The organism is Aquimarina callyspongiae, assembly GCF_034322225.1.
Taxonomy (GTDB): domain Bacteria; phylum Bacteroidota; class Bacteroidia; order Flavobacteriales; family Flavobacteriaceae; genus Aquimarina.
The window spans coordinates 297,826-319,758 of the sequence record NZ_JAXLPA010000001.1 but is presented as its reverse complement, the minus strand read 5'-3'; the positions used below and the strand labels follow the sequence as shown (position 1 = coordinate 319,758).

Annotated in this window: 20 protein-coding genes; 15 read left to right on the top strand and 5 right to left on the bottom strand. The window is 32.3% G+C overall.

All coding sequences use genetic code 11. The annotated features are described in order from the left end of the window. Positions 1 to 432: 432 nt before the first annotated feature. From U0D62_RS01305 to U0D62_RS01285, 5 genes are all read right to left on the bottom strand, one after another. On the bottom strand, positions 433 to 1,626 hold the full coding sequence (locus U0D62_RS01305; RefSeq protein ID WP_322193393.1) for a DUF1501 domain-containing protein: 1,194 nt from the start codon (positions 1,624 to 1,626) through the stop codon (positions 433 to 435). A 13-nt stretch (positions 1,627 to 1,639) separates the two neighbouring features. Continuing rightward, positions 1,640 to 3,034: a DUF1800 domain-containing protein gene (locus U0D62_RS01300; RefSeq protein WP_322193391.1), complete on the bottom strand. Its 1,395-nt coding sequence runs from the start codon at positions 3,032 to 3,034 to the stop codon at positions 1,640 to 1,642. A 57-nt stretch (positions 3,035 to 3,091) separates the two neighbouring features. After that, positions 3,092 to 3,481 (bottom strand): VOC family protein, encoded by a 390-nt coding sequence (locus U0D62_RS01295; protein WP_322193390.1) that lies wholly within the window; start codon positions 3,479 to 3,481, stop codon positions 3,092 to 3,094. Between the two features lie 4 nt (positions 3,482 to 3,485). After that, positions 3,486 to 3,941 carry a pantetheine-phosphate adenylyltransferase gene (gene coaD, locus U0D62_RS01290; RefSeq protein WP_322193389.1) on the bottom strand — a complete coding sequence of 152 codons (456 nt, stop codon included), beginning with the start codon at positions 3,939 to 3,941 and terminating at the stop codon, positions 3,486 to 3,488. Positions 3,942 to 4,052: 111 nt separating this feature from the next. Then, positions 4,053 to 5,036, bottom strand: a complete 984-nt coding sequence (locus tag U0D62_RS01285; RefSeq protein WP_322193388.1) for a D-alanine--D-alanine ligase — start codon at positions 5,034 to 5,036, stop codon at positions 4,053 to 4,055. Positions 5,037 to 5,131: 95 nt separating this feature from the next. Between U0D62_RS01285 and U0D62_RS01280 the strand changes: the two genes are divergently transcribed. The 15 genes from U0D62_RS01280 (at position 5,132) to U0D62_RS01210 (ending at position 21,720) form a co-directional block, all read left to right on the top strand. After that, complete coding sequence (locus tag U0D62_RS01280; RefSeq protein ID WP_322193387.1) at positions 5,132 to 5,722, top strand: PASTA domain-containing protein; 591 nt, start codon at positions 5,132 to 5,134, stop codon at positions 5,720 to 5,722. 64 nt (positions 5,723 to 5,786) lie between these two features. Then, the gene (locus U0D62_RS01275) at positions 5,787 to 6,833 is read left to right on the top strand and encodes an RluA family pseudouridine synthase (protein ID WP_322193386.1); all 1,047 of its coding nucleotides are present in this window, start codon (positions 5,787 to 5,789) and stop codon (positions 6,831 to 6,833) included. Between the two features lie 69 nt (positions 6,834 to 6,902). Next, a complete protein-coding gene (locus U0D62_RS01270; protein WP_322193385.1) occupies positions 6,903 to 7,997 on the top strand; it encodes an AraC family transcriptional regulator in 1,095 nt (364 codons plus the stop codon). Between the two features lie 90 nt (positions 7,998 to 8,087). Beyond that, positions 8,088 to 9,431 (top strand): amidohydrolase family protein, encoded by a 1,344-nt coding sequence (locus U0D62_RS01265; protein ID WP_322193384.1) that lies wholly within the window; start codon positions 8,088 to 8,090, stop codon positions 9,429 to 9,431. A 112-nt stretch (positions 9,432 to 9,543) separates the two neighbouring features. Beyond that, positions 9,544 to 9,735, top strand: a complete 192-nt coding sequence (locus U0D62_RS01260; protein WP_034244160.1) for a cold-shock protein — start codon at positions 9,544 to 9,546, stop codon at positions 9,733 to 9,735. Between the two features lie 127 nt (positions 9,736 to 9,862). Next, positions 9,863 to 10,552, top strand: coding sequence for a nitroreductase family protein (locus U0D62_RS01255; RefSeq protein WP_322193382.1), 690 nt, complete (start codon positions 9,863 to 9,865; stop codon positions 10,550 to 10,552). A 117-nt stretch (positions 10,553 to 10,669) separates the two neighbouring features. Next, on the top strand, positions 10,670 to 11,431 hold the full coding sequence (gene yaaA, locus U0D62_RS01250; protein ID WP_322193381.1) for a peroxide stress protein YaaA: 762 nt from the start codon (positions 10,670 to 10,672) through the stop codon (positions 11,429 to 11,431). 204 nt (positions 11,432 to 11,635) lie between these two features. Next, positions 11,636 to 12,139, top strand: a complete 504-nt coding sequence (locus tag U0D62_RS01245) for a TRAP transporter small permease subunit (protein ID WP_322193379.1) — start codon at positions 11,636 to 11,638, stop codon at positions 12,137 to 12,139. Further along, positions 12,139 to 13,485, top strand: coding sequence for a TRAP transporter large permease (locus U0D62_RS01240; RefSeq protein ID WP_322193377.1), 1,347 nt, complete (start codon positions 12,139 to 12,141; stop codon positions 13,483 to 13,485). Before U0D62_RS01245 ends, U0D62_RS01240 begins: the two co-directional genes overlap by 1 nt. Before the next feature lie 78 nt (positions 13,486 to 13,563). Beyond that, a complete protein-coding gene (locus U0D62_RS01235) occupies positions 13,564 to 14,694 on the top strand; it encodes a TRAP transporter substrate-binding protein (protein ID WP_322193376.1) in 1,131 nt (376 codons plus the stop codon). A gap of 200 nt (positions 14,695 to 14,894) precedes the next feature. After that, on the top strand, positions 14,895 to 18,347 hold the full coding sequence (locus U0D62_RS01230) for a pyruvate carboxylase (protein ID WP_322193375.1): 3,453 nt from the start codon (positions 14,895 to 14,897) through the stop codon (positions 18,345 to 18,347). A gap of 117 nt (positions 18,348 to 18,464) precedes the next feature. Next, positions 18,465 to 18,977, top strand: coding sequence for a ClbS/DfsB family four-helix bundle protein (locus U0D62_RS01225; protein WP_322193373.1), 513 nt, complete (start codon positions 18,465 to 18,467; stop codon positions 18,975 to 18,977). 21 nt (positions 18,978 to 18,998) lie between these two features. Beyond that, the gene (locus tag U0D62_RS01220) at positions 18,999 to 19,724 is read left to right on the top strand and encodes a hypothetical protein (RefSeq protein WP_322193372.1); all 726 of its coding nucleotides are present in this window, start codon (positions 18,999 to 19,001) and stop codon (positions 19,722 to 19,724) included. A gap of 335 nt (positions 19,725 to 20,059) precedes the next feature. Then, complete coding sequence (locus U0D62_RS01215; protein ID WP_322193371.1) at positions 20,060 to 20,317, top strand: hypothetical protein; 258 nt, start codon at positions 20,060 to 20,062, stop codon at positions 20,315 to 20,317. A gap of 278 nt (positions 20,318 to 20,595) precedes the next feature. Next, positions 20,596 to 21,720, top strand: a complete 1,125-nt coding sequence (locus tag U0D62_RS01210; RefSeq protein ID WP_322193370.1) for a M57 family metalloprotease — start codon at positions 20,596 to 20,598, stop codon at positions 21,718 to 21,720. The last annotated feature ends 213 nt before the right edge of the window (positions 21,721 to 21,933 follow it).

Genomic DNA, 21,933 nt, shown 5'->3' with positions numbered 1-21,933 from the left:
TAACTTATTTGAAACAAATTTACTTTGAAAAGATTGTGTAAGAAAATGTTTTCAAAACTTTTAGATAAAGAGGTTTTTTGTCTCGATGAAATACACAAATTTTATGGTTTAACCGTAATTTGGCGATGTGTAAATGACTGAAATTGAGTCTTAAATAGAAGTTTTTGTATTAATAATAAGGTGTTTTCCATCAGTTTTTGTGAAATATTCAATGAAAGGGAATTTGTTTTAGATATTTGTAATGTTTGTTAAAAATACGATGAAATACATGGTATAGATTTCCTTTTCTATTTTAATAGCTTATAACTCCGGCTTTCTTGAAAATTTCAAATAGATTTTTAATCAAAGAGATTAAGGTCTATGTGTAAATTGGCTTGTAGTTTAGTTGTAAAGGATAATAAAATAAACAACTTATCTATCGATAAAACTAAATTAAATGAACCCTAGATTTTTGAAATTAGTGTTCAATATTGCCTGATCATCAACATTTAACCAATTGTTTAGAATGGTGGCATACACACTTCTAAAATCTACACTATATTTTATATCACCATTATTATCAAGATCTGATAAGTTTGGTAGTTCATTATAAACCCCAGCTTTTTTTAAGGCGCCACTAATGGCTAAAACATTATTGGCAGCACCATGATCTGTTCCTCGACTTCCGTTTTGTTTAACTCTTCTCCCAAACTCAGAAAAAGTAAGAATCAAAGTATCATTAAATCTATCGTTTTTCTTTAGATCCAGAACTAAAGCTCCAATCGCTTCAGAATAGATGTTTAATAACCTGTCTTGAGTATTTAACTGATTAACATGACTGTCAAATCCACCAAGTGAACTATAAAACACTTTTGTTTTTAATCCTGATACAATGAAATCTGCTATAATTTTTAGATTTTTCGCAAATGGTGTTTGAGGGTATGTAGTGGAGGTTTTATAAATTTTTGATGTTTCATAAATGTATGAAGCAGAAGAATATGTTTCTAACATGGTTTTATACAAATATCCTTGATTTTCTTCATCTAACATTTCTTTTTGGGTATTGGTAATAATGTTGTTAAAGAATGGTTCTCTAGTTGTTCGGTATAACTGATTGGGATCAGAAACAGCTATGCCATTCATAGTACGACCTTTCATTGCTAATGATAATGAGTTGTCTACTTCAATTGCTTGGTACGGATGATGGCAATTGGCATCGAGATATCTGCCTACCCAACCCGTATGTAAATACTGATTAGTATCACTTGCCGTTTGCCATATATCCGTACTTCTGAAATGAGATCTATTAGGATTGGGGTATCCTACATTATTAATGATGGATACTTCTCCTTGATTATATAATGCTGCAATCTCTTTCAGGTTATTGTTAAATGCCAGGTCTTCAGTTATTTTTAATGTTTGGCCTGATTTTTTTGCTATTGATGGTCGTAGACTATGGTAAATATCATTACTTATAGGAATGATGGTATTGAGTCCGTCATTTCCTCCAGATAGTTGAATGATAATTACGTTTTTATACCCCGATAACTGATCTGGAGATAAGAATTCCATTCCTTTTAAGAAAGAAGGTATAAGTGCCATACCTGATGCAAAAACTGATTGTTTTAAAAAATCCCTCCGTTTCATAGTTCTATAGTTTTTAGCAAAGTTGATATTCGGGTAAACTCAACAATTCGATAATAAAATTTTTGGTATCCTCAGCGTTTAATCCGGATACTACTCTTTGAGCTGTTGTGGATAGTTCAGGTTGTATAATAAAATCAGTAATTGCTGTCTTGCTTTTTGGTTCCAGATTTTTTAGAAATGTATCCCAATTAGCTTGAGCTTTTATTTTTCGACCAATCTCAGATTTCATTTTTTTATACAATTGCCTTCGCATCATGGTTGCTTGCGGAATATCATTTTGATCATGCCACTCTATTACTCCTTGATTTAGGGTTACAGAAGCCAATTTTAACCGAAGCATCAAAGTAGAGTTGTCAATCCAGGTTCTACCACCTGGCCAACCAGCTACATTAGGAGGGAAAAATAGCATTTGATTTAATTTACGCTGAAGGTAGAGTAGTACTTTTGGGTCTTCATATCGTACATCAAAAGCTTTGCTTAACCCTACAATAAGCTCTACTGGAGATTTGATTTTGTTACCAATGTTTTTATTGTCATAAAACCAATCACTGGTTAGTATTTTTTGCATTAAAACTTCAAGATTGTAATTAGAATCGTAAAAAACATTTGTTAATTCGTTAATGTTTTTTTTGTTTAACTCTTCGTTTACAAAATATTGGTAGATCTTCTGCGTAATGTATTTTGCAGTTTGTTTTTCTTTTAGAAGTATTTTGATAATATCTTCTCCGATAAAATTCCCTGTTTTTCCTAGAACAGTTTTAACTCCGTAGTCGTGATGATTTTTTCTAAAAACAAAAGAACCATCTTTTTTAAAACTCCAACCGGTAAAGGCTCTTGCTGCTTCTTTGATGTCGGTTTCAGTATATCCGTTATCTCGGCCTAATGTAAAAAGCTCCATTACTTCTCGTGCAAAATTTTCGTTTGGACTGTTTTTTCGGTTTTGTCGATTATTTAGAAAAATCAGCATTGCTGGTGATTTAGAAACTTCCATTAACATTTCACCAAAATAACCTAAAGCATGTTTTCTAATAACGTTGTTAAGATGTAGGCTTGCTCGAGGAACTCTTAACCTTACGGCAAAATGATTATGGAAAAACAAGGTCATTTTTTCACGAAGTACTTGTTCTGTTTGTGTAAGTTGTTGTAGCCACTTAATATTTAATTCAGACATTTTTTTGTTACGTAGCTGTCTTAATTGTTGGCGTTCTTCTCTGGATAGGTCTTTTGGATTTTTGTTTAAAATTTCGAGATCAATAGACAACGGAGATATGTTCTTACTTTGCTTAATTAATCTGCCTACAATTTGTTCTCTAGAAAGGGTTTGGGTAGCTATTAATTCTTTGCTATTTATTCCAAAACCAGTTCTCCAATAAAGATGTTGTATCTGTTTGTTAGATAAGGCAGTCATGATCATAGCGTTTATTGATTAGACTATGATCTTTCAAAAAGGTTTAATCCAGATGAATTATTTTTGTTCTATTAAATCCCACTTGTTTCCGTAAAGATCTTCAAAAACAACTACAGTGCCATAAGGTTCTACTCTAGGTTCTTCTAAAAAAGAAACACCTTTGGATTTCATTTGATTGTAATCATTCCAAAAATCGTTGGTATGTAAGAATAAGAAAACTCTACCACCAGTTTGATTACCTATAGCTTTTTGTTGTTCTGTAGAAGCTGCCTTGGCAAGAAGAATATTGGTTTCGTTATGATTTGACGGAGCAATGAGTACCCAACGTTTTGCATCATCTAGTTGAATATCTTGTATAAGACTAAAGTTGAGTTTTTCAACATAAAATTGAATAGCATCATCATAATCTTTAACTACTAGCGTTAGAGCTCCAATTTTACGTTTCATATGATTATTTTATGATCACAGTATCCGGAACCAATTCTGATACATCTCCGCCATTACGAATTACATCACGTACAATAGAAGAGGATATGTAACTTTTGCCAGAAGAAGTTAAGAGAAATACAGTTTCGATCTCTGCCATTTTACGATTAGTATGTGCAATAGCTTTCTCAAACTCAAAATCACCAGGGTTTCTTAACCCTCTAAGTATAAATTCTGAATTTTGTTGTTTGCAAAAATCTACTGTAAGTCCTTTATATGTCATCACTTTGATCTTTGGTTCATCTTTAAAAGCTTCTTCTATAAAGTTCTTGCGTTCTTCAAGAGAGAACATGTATTTTTTTTCGGCATTAACACCAATAGCTAGAATAATTTCATCAAAAAGGGTGAGTCCTCTCTCAATAATATCATAATGTCCTAAAGTAATGGGGTCAAATGATCCGGGAAAAACTGCTCTTCTCATATATAAGTAATGATTAGTGAGTATACAAAGTTAAACGAAATTACCAATAACTAATTAAACGTAAAAACTCTAGATATAGAAGTTATAAGTAATCAAAACGATTATTAATTTTTATTTTTTTGCTTTTATAGCTTCCTCAATTGTATTGGTTAATAATTCTTTAATACTAATCCCAGCAGCTAATGCTTGTTGGGGTAAAATACTTGCTTCACTAAAACCTGGATTGGTGTTCATTTCTACAAAATATGGTTCTCCGTTATGAAAAATGTATTCACTTCGTGAAAACCCTCTCATTTTAAGTATTTGATATATTTTTAGAGCGAGATCAGATACCTTTTTTTCTTCTTCTTTGGTTAATCGAGCAGGGGTAATTTCTTGTGATTTTCCTAGGTACTTAGCTTCATAATCAAAGAACTCATTTTCTGATACAATTTCTGTGATTGGTAAAACAATATCTTCTCCTTTGTATGTAATTACTCCAATAGAAACCTCGGTACCACTTAAAAAAGATTCAATAATAATTTCATCATCTTCTTGATAAGCTAAATTGATAGCAGGAATCAGTTCATCTTCTTTCTTAACTTTAGAAACTCCATAACTACTTCCTGCTTTATTAGCTTTTACAAAACATGGTAAACCAACTGTATCTATAATTGTTTTGGAATCAATAGGATCGCCTAGGTTTAAAAAATAGTTTTTAGCTGTAGGAATTCCATATGGTTTTAATGCACTTATACAATCTCTTTTGTTAAATGTAAGTGCAGCTTGGTAGAAATCACAAGCAGTTTGCGGAATCTCAATCAAATCAAAATATGCTTGAAGCAAACCATCTTCTCCTGGAGTACCATGAACTATATTAAAAGCAGCATCAAAAATAGTTTTTGTGCTATCAAGAGTTAATGAAAAATCATTTTTATCGATACTATGTTTGTTTTCATTATCATCTACATAAAACCAACCGTTTTTTGTAATATGAATACGGTATGGTTCATATAAATCACGATCGAGATGTTTGTATACAACATTTCCGCTTTGTATAGAAATATCAAACTCACTGGAGTATCCTCCCATTAAAATAGCAATGTTTTTCTTCATTAAGTAAGGTTTGAAAACAAAAATATTCATTTCTCCCATAACAAAACCGTAAAACTTTCCGTTTTTATATCTTTGTCCAAATTATAAATGTACTCATGAATTTCTTGAAAGGTCTTTTTAAATTTGTTTACAGTAAAATATTTCTGATACAATTGGTAATTGCAGTTGCTTTGATTGCTATTCTGTGCTTTGTGGCGTTGGAATGGTTAGATAGCACCACTAAGCATGATCAACGTATTGTAGTGCCTAGCTTAAGCAAAAAATCTATTGATGAAGCTAAAGCTGTACTTGAAGAAAAGGACTTGAGATTAAAGGTCAGAGAAGATTCATCAAATTTTAATCCGGATTATCCTCGTTATTCTGTGATAGAGCAAAACCCTGCTCCAGGAATTATGGTAAAAGAAAACCGTAAAATCTATGTTACTCTAAACCCTTCTGGGTATAGAAAAATAGAAATACCTGATGTGGTTCAAAGAACAAGAAGACAAGCAGAACCTCTATTAGTAGCATCTGGATTTAAAATAGGATCTATAACCTATAAGCCTGATATGTCAGATCTTGTACTAGAACTTAGATATAAAGGTAAAAGAGTAAAACCAGGAGTTAAATTAATGAAGACTTCTACTATTGATTTAGTGGTGGGAGATGCAAGTGGTAAATCTCTCAACCTTTCTTCTGATCAATAATTTATAAGACAGCAAGTTTTTGTTTAGAAACAACTTTTGGGATAATAATTATAATTAATCAATTTTGGAAGAAAATTTAGGGATAGGAGATATTGATAATAATGAAGATGATCTCTATGAGCATTATCGTTTTGTTGCAGGAGCAGGTCAAGTACCATTACGTGTAGATAAGTTCTTAATGAACTTTGTTGAAAATGCAACACGTAATAAGATCCAACAAGCTGCTAAAGCAGGTAGTGTCTTTGTAAATGACATTGCTGTAAAATCTAACCATAAGGTAAAGCCTAATGATGTTGTGAGAGTATTATTCTCTCACCCTCCTTATGAAAACTTATTAACTCCAGAAAATATTCCATTAAACATTGTTTATGAGGATGATGCTTTATTGGTTGTCAATAAGCCTGCTGGTATGGTTGTGCATCCAGGACACGGAAACTATTCTGGTACCTTGATTAATGCTTTAATCTATCATTTTGATAACCTTCCTAATAACAGTAGTGATCGACCAGGATTAGTGCATCGAATTGATAAAGATACTAGTGGATTATTAGTGATTGCCAAAACTGAAGAAGCGATGACTCATCTTGCCAAGCAATTTTTTGATAAGACATCAGAACGTGAGTATGTAGCTATAGTTTGGGGTAATGTAGAAGAAGATAGTGGTACTATTGAAGGAAATATTGGGCGTCACCCTAAAAACAGGTTGCAGAATACGGTTTTTGAAGGAGAAGAGGCAGAGAAAGGAAAGCCAGCAGTTACTCATTATAAAGTAATTGAACGACTCGGATATGTGACACTGGTTTCTTGTAGATTAGAAACAGGTAGAACTCATCAGATAAGAGTACATATGAAATATATTGGGCATACTCTTTTTAATGATGAACGCTATGGAGGAGAAAAGATTTTAAAAGGTACTACATTTACTAAGTACAAACAGTTTGTAGAAAATTGTTTTAAAACACTTCCCAGACAAGCACTACATGCAAGAACGTTAGGTTTTGAACATCCAACAACAGGAGAGAAAATGCTTTTTGAAACTACAATACCTGAGGATATGGAACAGTGTGTAGAACGCTGGAGAAACTATGCAAAGAATCAATTAAATGATTAATAGTTTTTAAAATTTAGGTATACGATAAGTACATTCGATAAAAAATCCTGATAAAGATATAGGTTAGTTATGGAAATATCTTTTATAGAAATTTTTGTTCTTATCGGGATCATTCACGGATTTACATTAGGCCTAATTATTCTGTTTTCTAGGTTTTTTAAAAATAAAGACAATGCGTATTTAGGATACGGTTTGATTATTCTCTCTATAGTTGGAATGAACAATTGGTTTTGGGATTTAGGAGAAAATCCATTTATTGTTTCAATATTAGATCTTTTTTTATGGCAATTTCTTTATCCTGTAATACTATACACTTTCTTTTTAAAAAAAGTAAAACATCCTTTTGTAGAAACTAGCAAAATATACTTTTTATATATTCCTTTTATTGCACTTAGCTTCATTAACATTATAATATCGCTGGATACTATATTTGGTTTGTATGACATCGATTTAATGTATAAGAAAGAAATTATATACTATTTCTATAAAATCATTAGCGCTTGTTCTGTGCTGTTTCCAATTATATTAATGTTTTATTCATATAAGTACGTTTTTTATGCAAAAATGGAGTTAGACCTTAAATGGATCAAATTGGGATGGATATTTATATCTCTTCTTGAGATTTATGGAGTGATTCTAGAAGGGTATCGTTTATTATATGGAGATAAAATGCCTGTAACATTTCTTTGGGTTGTGGTGTCCATATTTACATATTGGTTGATATACAAAGGATTATTTCAATTTAAATTATCTAATGATCAATACGAGATAAAACAACTTCTTAAACGTTCTGTTCTAAAAAAAACAAATGATGAACCAGAAAGCGAAAATCCTTATATCCAACAATTAATAACTTTAATAGAACAAGAATATATCCATCAGAATCCTGATTTAAGTCGAGATATTGCTGCCAAAAGATTAGGGATTAGTAGTGGTTACCTCTCTAAACAATTTGCGTTGACTACTGATGTTAATTTTTCAGAATTTATCAATCGTTATAGGATAAAAGATATAAAACGTATGATATTGGATCCTGAGTTTGATAAATATAGTTTATTAGCGATAGGATTAGAAGCGGGGTTTAAATCTAAAACTACTTTCTATACCACTTTTAAAAAAGAAACAGGAATGTCTCCTAACGCATTCAAAAAACTACATCGATAGGTTCTGATTTCTCAGAACTTGACAATACCGAACTTTGTAGATGCTTTCTATTACTAGGTTTGTTGCTATTAATAATAAAAATAGCATAAGATGTTCAGATTTAATATTTCGATTGTAGCCTATTGTTTTTTATTCTTAAAAAGTAGCTTTTTGATTCAGGGTCAACAAAAAAGTTTAGTTTTTGAAAATGTCAATGTGATTCCTATGGATAAAGATACTATACTCTACAATCAAAGGGTAATCATAATTGATGGAAAAATATCCAAAATTCAATCAGCTTCTATAAAACCACCAAAGAAAGTAGGTGTTGTTATTCCTTCTAAAGGCAAATATTTGATTCCGGGCTTGTCAGAAATGCATTATCATATGGAAAATAATCCTGAAAACGAGTTCAAAATGTTAATAGCAAATGGAGTAACTACCGTAAGGGATATGGCAGAATATCAAGGGCAAGATCATATAAATATTCGGGCGCAAACTAATAAAAACGAAATTTTGGCTCCTTATTATGTAACTACAGGTCCATATCTTAAAGCTAATGATTTAAAAACGACAGATGAAGTAATAAATGTTGTGAAAAAACATCATGAAAGAGGATATGATTTTCTGAAAATTGCAGACAACCTTCCCAAAGAAATATATTTAAAACTTCTTGAAGAAACCAATAAATATAACATTCCGGTTGTTGGGCATGGGCAACGACAGTTGCCGTTAGAATATTCATTGCGTATGAAATCCATCGCACACATAGAAGAGTTTATGAATATATTCAATGCAGAACAAAAGGCGGATACAATATATCTTAAAAAGGCAGCTGCTCAAATCAAATCTAGCGGGATATATGTGTCACCTACTTTAGGGATTTTTGGAATGATAAGCAGGTATGCTGACGATAAAAAGTTTGAGATACTGAAAAAAAAGGATGAAATTAAATATTTACCAGAGAGGTATTCTGCGTATTTTATGTCTGATAGTATACATTACAGAACCAATACGTGGTTTACTGCTGAAGAATCATTAATTCGATTAAGAAAAGAATTGGAATGGCAAAAAGAATTTACTAGAATTCTGGCAGAACAAAAGGTACCTTTATTGTCTGGTAGTGATACGTATGGTCTTTTTCTTCCTGGTTTTTCATTGCATAACGAACTAGAATTGATAAATAAATCAGGGATATCTCCTTATGAAACGCTAAAAACATCTACAATATATCCGGCAAGATATCTAAACACAATAGCAATGAGAGGTACAATTACCGAAGGGAAATTTGCAGATCTTGTATTGCTTCAGAAAAACCCATTCTCGGATATAAAAAACACAAAAACCATTGAAGGTGTGGTATTAAAGGGGATGTGGTTAAATCGAAAAACACTTAATAAAATGCTTAAAGAAGTAGAAATTTCTGTAAAAAAGCAAAAAATGACTGTAGAATAATTGTTATGATAACCTACATAAAACATTAAATAAGTGTTACTAAAAACTTTATTCTGAAATAAATAGGGATTGCTTAACAAATAATAGTATCTTCGCCCTTTAATTATTTACAATGAATAAAGGAACAGTAAAATTTTTTAATGACTCCAAAGGATTTGGATTCATCACAGAGGAAGGATCAAACAAAGATCATTTTGTACACATTTCAGGATTAATCGACGAAGTGCGTGAAGGTGACGAAGTAGAATTTGACCTAAAAGAAGGTAAAAAAGGAATGAACGCGGTAAACGTGAAAGTATTATAATATACATTTTGACTTTTTTAAAGCACAAGCCTGTCAGTTTTGACAGGCTTTTTTTGTTTTAAAATGTTGTGAGGCGTTAATTAAAAAACTATTTTTAGGATAGCATTTATTTTAAAAATGAAACCATATGGAAACACAGGAGCAAGTTATAATTAATGGGTATGAACATATTCGTTATCATCAAAATTCATGTACTGGCCAAGAAATGATACAAAAAAGTGGCGCTTTTTATGAACTGATGGATGCTCGTCGTTCGGTTAGAGAATTTTCGGATAAACCAGTTTCAAAAACTATAATTCAGAATATAATTAAAACTGCATCCACAGCTCCATCAGGAGCACATAAACAACCCTGGACATTTTGTGCTATATCAAATGACCAATTAAAATCCAAAATCAGAATTGCGGCAGAAAAAGAAGAGGTAGAAACATATTCTAACCGTATGAGTGATCGATGGAGAAAAGATTTAGCGCCTTTGGGAACTGATACAAATAAGCCATTTATAGAAGAAGCTCCTTGGATTATTGTCGTTTTCAAAAGAGTATACGAATATGAAAATGAAATAAAGCATAATAACTATTATGTCAATGAATCAATAGGAATTGCTAGTGGGATGCTTATCACAGCAATCCATCAAGCGGGGTTGGTTACTTTAACTCATACGCCAAGTCCGATGAACTTTTTGACCAAAGTTTTGGATAGACCTAGCAATGAAAGAGCTTATTTGTTATTGCCTGTTGGGTATCCTAAAGACCCTGTGTATGTCCCAAATATTGAACGTAAAAAATTGGATGAGGTTAGTGTTTTTTACGAATAAAATGTTGAGTTAACCACTATTATAGAACCTCTCAATACCTAAATAGATAAGAAATACAAATGTCCATTTTATTTATGAATATACTTTGTATTTTTGAAAAACAAAAAGCTATAAAAGATGAAAATTGTAGTATCTCCAGCTAAGTCATTAGACTTTGAAACCGTACTTCCCACAAAAAAATATACAGAACCTGTTTTTCTATCAGAAGCAGAAAAGTTAAATGTGATATTAAAGAAAAAAACACCTAAAAAACTTTCAGCTTTAATGGGGATTAGTGATAATCTTGCGCAACTTAATTGGCAACGTAATCAGGATTGGAATCTTCCATTTACTTCAGAAAATGCAAGACCAGCAATGTATGCATTCAAAGGAGATGTGTATATCGGTTTAGATGGATATACTATTCCTGAAGATAAGTTAGAAGTTGTAGAAGATAAACTTAGAATACTTTCTGGTCTGTATGGAGTTTTAAAACCTTTGGATTTGATACAGCCTTACCGATTAGAAATGGGAACTAAATTAAAAATTGGCCGTAAAAACAATTTGTATGAATTCTGGAAAAAACAACTTACTCAAAAACTTAATGAAGAACTGGAAGAAGATGAGTTGTTTATAAATTTAGCTAGTAATGAATATTTCAGTGCGATTGATAAAAAAGCACTAAAAGTACCAGTGATTACTCCACAATTCAAGGATTGGAAAGGAGATAAACTTAAAATGATCAGTTTCTTTGCTAAAAAAGCAAGAGGTATGATGGTAAGGTATATCGTTGATACGGGAGCAGAAACTATAGAAGATCTTAAAGGGTTTAATTATGAAGGTTATGGATTTAGTGAAGAACATACCACTAAGCCTAATGAATTAGTTTTTGTGAGATAAAACTTTTTAAACCTCTACAGTATTTAAGTGTACTTTATACCGGTTTAATCCTCATTGTAATATGTTTTTAAGTTTTAGGAATATATGAAAGCAGTTATGTGTTTTTTTATTTATTCCTGGATGGAGATTTGTATTTATAATTCTGATTTCAATATGTAGCTAATTTTATTATCTTCACCTTCAATTTAGAAAACCAATCGTTAAATGCTGCGACTGATTAATGTCTTGGATAATATTGGAGAGAAAGTAGGAACTCTGGTAAGCTGGGTTGCAGCTCTGTTGGCATTAGTAATAGGATTAGACGTAGTGATTCGCTATGTATTTCAGTTTACATATGTTTGGATGATAGAAATAGAAATCTATCTGTTTGGAATGATGTTTTTGCTTGCATCGGGATATACATTTAAATACGGAAAGCATGTACGAGTAGATGTATTTTACACTAAACTTTCAAAAAAAGGAAAAGCCTGGGTAGATCTTATGGGCGGAGCTTTTTTATTAATCCCGTGGTGTTATGTTGTCATAGTTTCTTCCTGGTATTATGGACTGTCATCTTTTATGATTGGAGAAGGATCTCCTCAACCGGGAGGACTTCCAGCACTTTATATACTTAAATTTTGCATAACCTTAGGTTTCACATTTTTATTGCTTCAAGGAATATCTCATATGTTGAAATCAATTCAAATTATTTTTAATAAGGATACTTAATGGAATATCTGGCAATACTATTATTCGTAATTATCTTTATTCTGATTCTAAGAGGGTATCCCGTGGCATTTACTTTGGGAGGGATCTCTGTAGCATTCGCTTTTGGGGTATCTATATTTGCTCCAGAAATTTTTCAGATGTCTACATTTTATCTACTTCCTTCAAGAATTATGGGGGTTGTAAATAATTATGTATTGATGGCAGTTCCCTTATTTATTTTTATGGGGATTATGTTAGAAAAATCTGGACTCGCCCAAAGCTTATTAGAGACAATGGCGATGATGTTTGGTCGTGTAAGAGGAGGACTAGCTATTTCTGTAGTAATTGTAGGAGCTTTGTTAGCAGCCTCTACAGGAATTGTAGGAGCAACAGTGGTGACTATGGGGTTAATTAGTTTACCAACAATGCTCAAGAGAGGATATAAGACTGAGCTAGCTACTGGAGTGATTGCTTCTTCAGGAACATTGGGACAAATTATACCTCCTTCAATAGTTCTGGTATTATTAGCGGATACGATCAATAGTTCTTCGAGAGGTACTGCATCAGTAGATGTAGGAACTTTGTTTTCTGCAGCTTTGTTTCCTGGATTAATATTGGTTGGACTATACATTATCTATATTTTAATTACTTCTTTTATTAATAAAGAAGATGCTCCAAGTATCCCAGAAGAAGAAATAGCAGCATTTAGAGGATCTGATTTTGCCTCAAAAATATTGAAGGTGTTGTTTTTACCGGTGCTATTAATCGTTTTGGTATTAGGATCTATTTTTACTGGAATAGCTTCGCCTACAGAAGCTTCAGCAATTGGAGCATTAGGAGCAACAATATTAACCGTAATTCAAAAAAAGTTTTCTTTTAAAATTTTAAAAGAAGTAGCTCAAGAGACTACACGATTAACTTCTATGGTCTTTTTTATCTTATTAGGTGCTACAACGTTTACGTTAGTATTTAGAACTTTAGGAGGAGATAGATACCTTCAGGAATTGATTATGTCATCTCAATTAACTCCATTGCTATTCTTGTTGCTGGTAATGTTAGTGATTTTTATAGCTGGATTTTTTATTGACTTTATTGAGATCGTATTTATTATTGTTCCTGTGGTAACTCCAATATTTAATGCTTTTGGTATGGATATGCTTTGGGTAGGTATTTTAATGGCGTTGAATCTTCAAACATCATTTTTGACACCTCCATTTGGATTTGCATTATTCTATCTTAAAGGCGTTGCACCAGATACAGTAAAAACCAGTCAGATATATAAAGGAATTATTCCATTCATTATTATTCAGTTATTGATAGTAAGTTTAGTGATATTTTTTCCTGAAATTATTTTTATGTCTAAGTAAAACCCATTTTCTCTGTAGAAGAGGATAGAAATAAAAGTGTTCTATTTCACTATTATTTAATTAATATTTTCTGTTGTTATGAGTTCAATAAAAGCCTATAAAAACAATATTACCAGATTATTTACTGTGGTATCAGTTACACTACTATTTCTATCTTGTTTAGGAGAGCCTCCTGCAAGTATGAAGCCTACTTCTTATGATGTAACCAAGCCAGATAAAGTATTTTATTGGAAAATGACTACTACTTGGCCCCCTAATTTTCCTGTTGTGGGTGAAGTAGCTGAGAAATATGCAGAATGGGTAGATGAGTTGTCTAACGGGCAAATTAAAATAAAAGTCTACGGAGGAGGAGAATTGGTACCTCCTTTAGAAGCTTTTGATGCAGTGTCACAAGGAACTATTGAGATGGGATGCGGAGCATCATATTATTGGGCAGGAAAAACACCAGCGGCACAGTTTTTTGCTGCAGTACCTTTTGGAATGAATAGTCAACAGATCACTTCCTGGTTAGAAGTAGGAGGAGGTTATGAATTATGGAAAAAAACCTATGCAAAATTTAATTTAGTCCCTTTTATGGGAGGAAATACCGGTGTGCAAATGGGAGGCTGGTTTAATCGTGAGATCAATTCTATAGAGGATTTCAAAGGATTAAAAATGCGTTTACCAGGTATAGGAGGGAAAGTAATTGAAAAAGCAGGAGGCGCAGCAGTTCTTGTTGCAGGAAGTGAGATATACACTAGCTTAGAGCGTGGTGTTATTGATGCTACAGAATGGATAGGACCTTATCATGATTATAAGATGGGGTTTCATAAAATTGCTAAATATTATTATACTCCAGGATGGCATGAAACAGGATCTCAATTAGAATTTTTTGTTAATAAGAATTTGTATGATGGATTACCACCACATTTACAAGCTGTGTTGGATGCGGCATCCAAGAAAGCTCAAGTCTGGGTGTTGTCTGAATTTGATAAGCAAAATGGTATCTATTTAGATAAACTTTTAAATGAAGAAGGTGTTGAGGTTCGTGAGTTTTCAAAAGAAACTTTAGACGCATTAAGAGTGTATACTGATGAAGCCATACAAGAAATGATTGGAGATGATCCATTATCCAAAGAGGTTTATAAAAGTTACTCAGATTTTCAGAACAGAATCTCAAAATGGTCAGAATTGACAGAAAAAGCTTATTATAATAAGATTCAAAAATAAATTTCCTTACTTCAACGTATCGTCTTCATTATGATTGCTTAAGAGAGACTCCAGATAATTAGGGGTGTCACTTACGATTTCATAACTTCTCTTCAGAATAAATTTATAACTTCTTGAAAAACGAGTTGCAAGGAACTTTTCTTATCGATATCTTCGCAGCGAATGTTCGCTAAATATTGTTTAAACTCAAATTCATTACAATGAAAATTAAAAAGGTTTTAGTAGCTAATCGAGGAGAAATAGCAATCCGTATTTTTAGAGCTTGCACAGAGATTGGTCTTCAAACAGTTGGAGTATATACATATGAAGATCGATATTCTTTACATCGTTATAAGGCAGATGAAGCCTACCAGATCGGAGAAGATAATGAGCCTTTAAAACCATATTTGAACATTGATGCTATCATAGCAGTTGCCAAAAAAAATAATGCGGATGCGATACATCCAGGATATGGTTTCCTTTCAGAAAACGCAGATTTCGCAGAACGATGTGAAGAAAATGGGATCATTTTTATAGGACCTAAGGTTTCTGTTCTTCGTTCTTTAGGAGATAAAATTATGGCAAAAGAGGTTGCTATAGCTAATGATATTCCGATTATTCAAAGTAATAAAGAAGATCTGACTAATGTAAAAATAGCTTTAAAAGAAGCTAAGCGTATTGGGTTTCCAGTAATGTTAAAAGCTGCTTCTGGAGGAGGTGGTAGAGGTATGAGGGTAATTCGTAGTGAAGAAGAGTTAGAAAAAGCATATCCAGAATCACAAAGAGAAGCATTAAATGCATTTGGAGATGATACTGTATTCCTCGAAAAGTTTGTGGAGAATCCCAAACATATCGAAATTCAGATTGTAGCAGACCATCACGGTAATATGGTACATCTTTTTGAGCGTGATTGTTCAGTGCAACGACGTTATCAAAAAGTAATTGAATATGCACCATCATTTGGAGTATCAGAAGACATAAAACAAAGTTTATATCAATATGCACTTACTATTTGTAAAGCTGTAGATTATAATAATATTGGTACCGTAGAGTTTTTGGTGGATGATGATGGTAGCATTTATTTTATAGAAGTAAATCCTCGAGTACAGGTAGAGCATACTGTTACAGAAATTGTAACAGGTATAGATCTTATTAAAGCACAGATTTTTATTGCAGGAGGATATAAATTATCTGATAAACAAATCAAAATAGAAAGTCAGGAAAGCCTTAAAACAACAGGTTTTGCTTTACAATGTAGAATTACAACCGAGGATCCGGAGAATAATTTTAAGCCAGATTACGGAACTATTACAACATATCGAAGTGCTTCTGGTTTTGGAATTCGATTGGATGCAGGTAGCGTCTATCAAGGAGTTACAATTTCGCCATTCTTTGATTCTATGCTAGTAAAAATTTCAGCAAATAGTAGAACTTTGGACGGTGCTTGTAGAAAAATGCGTAGAGCACTTTCAGAATTCAGGATTCGAGGAGTGAAGACCAATATGCCATTCTTAGATAATATCTTAAAACATGATACTTTTAGAAAAGGAGAGGTAACTGTTAATTTTATTCAAAATACAAAGGAGCTTTTTGCAATACGTGAGTCTCGTAATCGCGCAACAAAATTGGCGAACTTCTTAGGAGACGTCATCGTTAACGGAAATCCGGATGTAAAGAAAATGGATCCATCCAGAACTTTTGTTACTCCAGAGATTCCTAAGTTTGATGAAAATATAGAATATACCAAAGGAACCAAAAATCTATTAACAGAGTTAGGTCCGGATAAATTTTCTGAGTGGCTGAAAAATGAAAAAAAGGTGCATTTCACAGATACGACCATGCGTGATGCTCACCAAAGTTTATTAGCAACCAGGATGCGTACATATGATATGCTTAAAGTAGCAGAAGGATTTGCCAAAAACCACCCTGAAGTATTTAGTATGGAAGTTTGGGGAGGAGCTACTTTTGATGTATGTCTTAGGTTTTTAAGAGAAAATCCTTGGGAACGATTAAGAGCCCTGCGAAAAGCAATGCCTAATCTTTTACTTCAGATGTTGATTCGAGGATCTAATGGAGTAGGGTATACTGCTTATCCTGATAACCTTATAGGTAAGTTTGTAGAGCAATCCTGGGAAAATGGTGTAGATGTTTTTAGAATTTTTGATTCTCTTAATTGGATGAAATCTATTGCACCGTGTATTGAACACGTTCGTACCAGAACCCAAGGTCTGGCAGAAGGTTCTTTATGTTATACAGGAGATATCTTAGATCCAAAACGTACAAAATATACATTAGATTATTATGTGCAATTAGCAAAAGATATCGAAAATGCCGGAGCACATATTTTAGGAATTAAAGATATGGCAGGGTTATTAAAACCATACGCTGCTTATGAATTGGTTTCGGCTTTAAAGTCAGAAATTAATATTCCAATACACTTACATACACATGATACCTCTTCTGTGCAATCGGCAACATATCTTAAGGCAATTGAAGCCGGAGTAGATGTAGTAGATGTGGCGTTGGGAGGACTATCTGGATTAACAGCACAACCTAATTTTAATGCTGTAGTAGAAATGTTGAAGTTTCACGAACGTGAGAATGCAGTAAATATTCCTAAGTTAAATGAGTATTCTAATTATTGGGAGTCTGTGAGAGAGTATTACTATGTTTTTGAATCTGGACTTAAAGCTGGTACAGGAGAAGTATATCAACATGAAATTCCCGGAGGACAATATTCTAACTTAAAACCGCAAGCACAAGCATTAGGACTAGCAGATCGTTTTCATGAGATCACTAGAATGTATGGAGAAGTAAACGAACTTTTTGGAGATATCGTTAAAGTAACCCCAAGTTCTAAAGTAGTAGGGGATATGGCACAATATCTCGTAAGTAATAACCTGACTATCGAAGATGTAAAGGAAAGAGGAGAAACGATTTCTTTTCCGCAATCTGTAATGAGTTTTTTTAAAGGAGAATTAGGACAACCAGTTGGAGGATTTCCTGAAATGCTTCAGAAATCAGTTTTAAAAGGTCAAAAACCGTTTAATGATAGACCTAATGCACACCTGGAACCAGTAGATTTTGAAGAAGAATTTAAAGATTTTGTCAAAGTTTTTAAAAGAGGAATGGGTCGAGAATTGGATATTACAGATTTCCTTTCATACAAACTCTATCCAAAAGTGTTTACAGGAGCATACAATCACCATATCAAATATGATAATGTGATGACAATACCTACTAAAAACTTTTTCTATGGAATGACTCCTGGAGAAGAGATTATTATACAACTGGATAGAGGTAAAATATTACTGGTTGAATTGATCTCTGTGGGTAAACCCAATGAAGAAGGTATGGTTACTGTATTCTTTAAAGTAAATGGTCAAACCAGAAATGTAGAAATACAAGATAATTCAATTAAAGTAGATAAAGTAGTTCATGCCAAAGTTGATAAAGCTGATGTAAAACAAATAGGAGCTCCGTTACAGGGAGCACTATCTTCGGTTTTAGTTAAAACAGGTCAGGAAGTTAAAAAGAATGAACCTTTATTTATTATAGAAGCCATGAAAATGGAAACAACAATTACTGCCAATGAAGATGCTATTGTTAAAAAAATAGTTCTTAAAGCCGGAACTATGGTAGAAGCAGACGATCTGATAATAACATTAAAATAATGCAGAAAAAGGACCTTTCAAATTTTTAACCTGAAAGGTCTTTTTTTTGAAATAAGCTGTATTTATATAATTCAAATATATTTTAGTTCATAATCTAACCAGTAATTCTAATCTTTTATGGCAATACCAAAAACCAAGGAAGAACTGCTTCTAGCAATTGAAAAGAATTACACTAAGTTGCGAGAAGATTTAATTGAAATCCCTGTTCAGTATACAGAAGCTTATGAATTAGAAGGCCATGCCAAAAATACCAAAATGAGTGTATGTAATTTGGTCTCTTATTTAATTGGTTGGGGAGAGTTAGTTTTAAAATGGAATAGCAAGAAAATAAAAAATGAAGAAGTTGATTTTCCTGAAACTGGTTATAAATGGAATGAGTTAGGAAGATTAGCACAAAAATTTTATGAGGACTATAGTGATATAAAATATGATGAATTGCTAGAGAAACTGGATGCAATTGTACTCCAGATTATAGTATTAATAAAACATCAGGATGATCATCACTTATACCAGATTCCTTGGTATGAAAAATGGACTATGGGTAGAATGATTCAACTTAATACGGTATCACCCTACAAAAATGCAAGATCAAGAATAAGAAAGTGGAAAAAAGAGAAAAATCTAAAATAAAAAAAATACTACTTTTGCTTAATGCACTACTTTTTAATTCTAGCACTACAAGGCTTTTGTATTTATCACGCAATTAAAAACAGAAATCATTACTATTGGTTTTTTGTTATCATCTTTTTACCCGTGATAGGAAGTATTATCTATCTTTTTACACAAGTGTTTAATAAAAGAGATCTAGATGTAGTACAAGGAGAAATAGTTAATGTTATTAATCCTACTAAGAAAGTAAAAGACCTTCAGAAAAAGGTAGAATTTGCAGATACCTTTCAAAATCGTGTTCTTTTAGGAGATGCCCTATTTGAAATAAGAGATTATGCATCAGGAATAGGAGAATATGAAATGGCTCTTAATGGTAATTATGAGCAAGATACAGGTGTAGTTAAAAAATTAATAGAAGGATATTATAAAACAGAACAATATGATAAAGTCATTTTTTGTGCAGAAAAAATAACGCATAAAAATGATTTTAAAGGATCACGAAGTCAATTCTTATATGGATTATCTCTTGAGGAATCTGGAAGATCAGAAGAAGCAGAAAGAAATCTAAAACCCATCGATCAAAGATATTCTAACTATCAAGAACGATATGAACTAGCTCAATTTTTAATAAAAAAAGAAAAAACTTCTGAAGCCAAAGACATCCTTTTTGAGATCATAACAGAATCAGAACATATGTCAAAACCCAATAAGAATAAATACAGAGTGGTGGTAGACGAAGTAAGAAAATTAATGGCCTCTTTGCCATAATTTTTTATACAAAAATTATATGCCCTTAAAATCTTAATAATCGGATAATGTTATCATTACGTAAATAATTAATGTAATTCTCCCCATTTTTTTTATCTTTATACAGTACAAAAAATACGTTTTTTATACACTGACGTTATGGCTTGTCTTTTACTCCAATAGGATATTGCCATATTAACCATAAGGGAAACTGTTTTTATTAAAAGGAATACTTGCGAATGCCTTGGGATATTTGATACTCAGGATAGCATTCAAGCATTGATTAGAATCATCAATGGATAAACCCTGATTATCCTTATATGTTCAGGGAAGTATTAATTATAAATCAGTTTATTATGTTTAAAAAACTCTTAGACCTGGGAGCTTACCAAATTACTAGAAAAGAACAAAAAAGTATTAATGCGGGCGGATCCAGAGGTCCTTGCTATCCATTTTTTCATTTAGGACCTTGTCGCCTCAATTGTAATTGTCAAACACATACAGCTCGCCAACCATCAGGAGCAAGCCAACAGTGTTTATTAAATTATCCTGCAATCATTTTTAATGCTGCACAATGTGGTGGATCAGGAAATGGTGGAGGTGGATGGGCTTAATGTCTATTACTCCTAATTCTTATGATATGTTGCAAAAAAACTAATGTTTTTATAAAACTCATTGATAATAAATAGGCAGCATTAATAAGAATGTACATAAACTTTAAAGCCATGATATTTTTTAATATCCATGGCTTTTAACTATTGTAATAGCTATGGTCAACTTCTATAATCACGAAGTAATATCAGAAAAATAATCATTTCTTTAAAGTTATATGACATAGACTATAGCTATTAAGTATAAATTAATTGCACAAACTAACTTAATATAAAGTATCATGAAAAGAAATGTTATTACAAAAACTCTTTATTACCTTATTTGTTCACTCTTATTAATAAGCTGTGAAAATGAATCTGATGAAATTTTCACACCAGAAAATAGTAACCTCAATCAATCCGATTTTAAAAAACTAGCACAAGATAATCATCCTGTAGTACAATTATTATATAGCAGAGGTTATGAAAAAGGTAGTATTTATGAAACAAAAGATCATTTTTTAGCACCACCAGATTTATTGTATAGTAAAGATATTAGCGATTATAGTGAAGCAAATAATGAGAACAGACAAGCTTATAATACCGGTAAAATTGTTTCGCTAGATAGAATGAGAATACGTGTGTTTTTAGATAATTCTATAAACGCAACTTTACGTAATGATGCGGTAAATGCAATGAACTCCTGGAACGGAATAAATAATTGTGCTTTATTTTTTGAAAGAGTTTTTAATAGTGGAGATGCTAATATTACAATAAGAAGTGATTTTGGGGTTGAAGATCCTGACGTTTTAGGAAGAGCCGGATTTCCTTCTAATGGTATACCGTTTGGAACAGTAACACTCAATGTAGATGAATTAATTAGATTTGGAGCTACTATAAGAAGAAATGTAGTGATTCATGAACTAGGTCACTGCGTTGGTTTTAGACATACAGATTGGAGAGCTAATGGAGAAGGTGGAGCCATTAATATACCAGGAACTACAGAGAATGATACTCAATCCATTATGTGGCATACCGCAAGAGGAGGAGGCGCTTTTTCTAACGGAGATTTAATAGCATCAAGAGCTTTGTTTCCTAGAGCATTGAGATTGAGCAGAGATCTTGATTATAGTGATTTCTCTTATCCTGATTTTGAAGAGTCGTATAGTGTTTTTGTTGATGTTTTTACAAATGGTAGTTATACTACTACTGCAAACCTTAACAGGAACGTAGCTATAAGTTATCTTATAAGAGTACAAGAGTATAATCATACTTCAGGTTCTTATAACATTTATAGAAATCGAAACTTAAATGCTGGAGCTAATAGATATTTTATGGATAATGAAGAAGAACAATGTACATATTTGCAAGGAGAAACCTGTACAGAAGAAACGTTAGAAATTAGATTAGCACGTTCAATATTATAACCGTTTTTTGATTTAAAAGAACAACTAATGACACTTCGATCATTTAAAATTTTTTTAAAAAATGTAGATATAGCGTAAAGGTGAATTTCTATCTCATCTTTACGCTATTTTATAAGAAACTAGAATATCGATTAATCTAAATCGAATAAAAACTAAGAATTATCTCTTATCTACTGCGAACTAAACCTTTGAAGTTCCCAAAATCTTTTTATT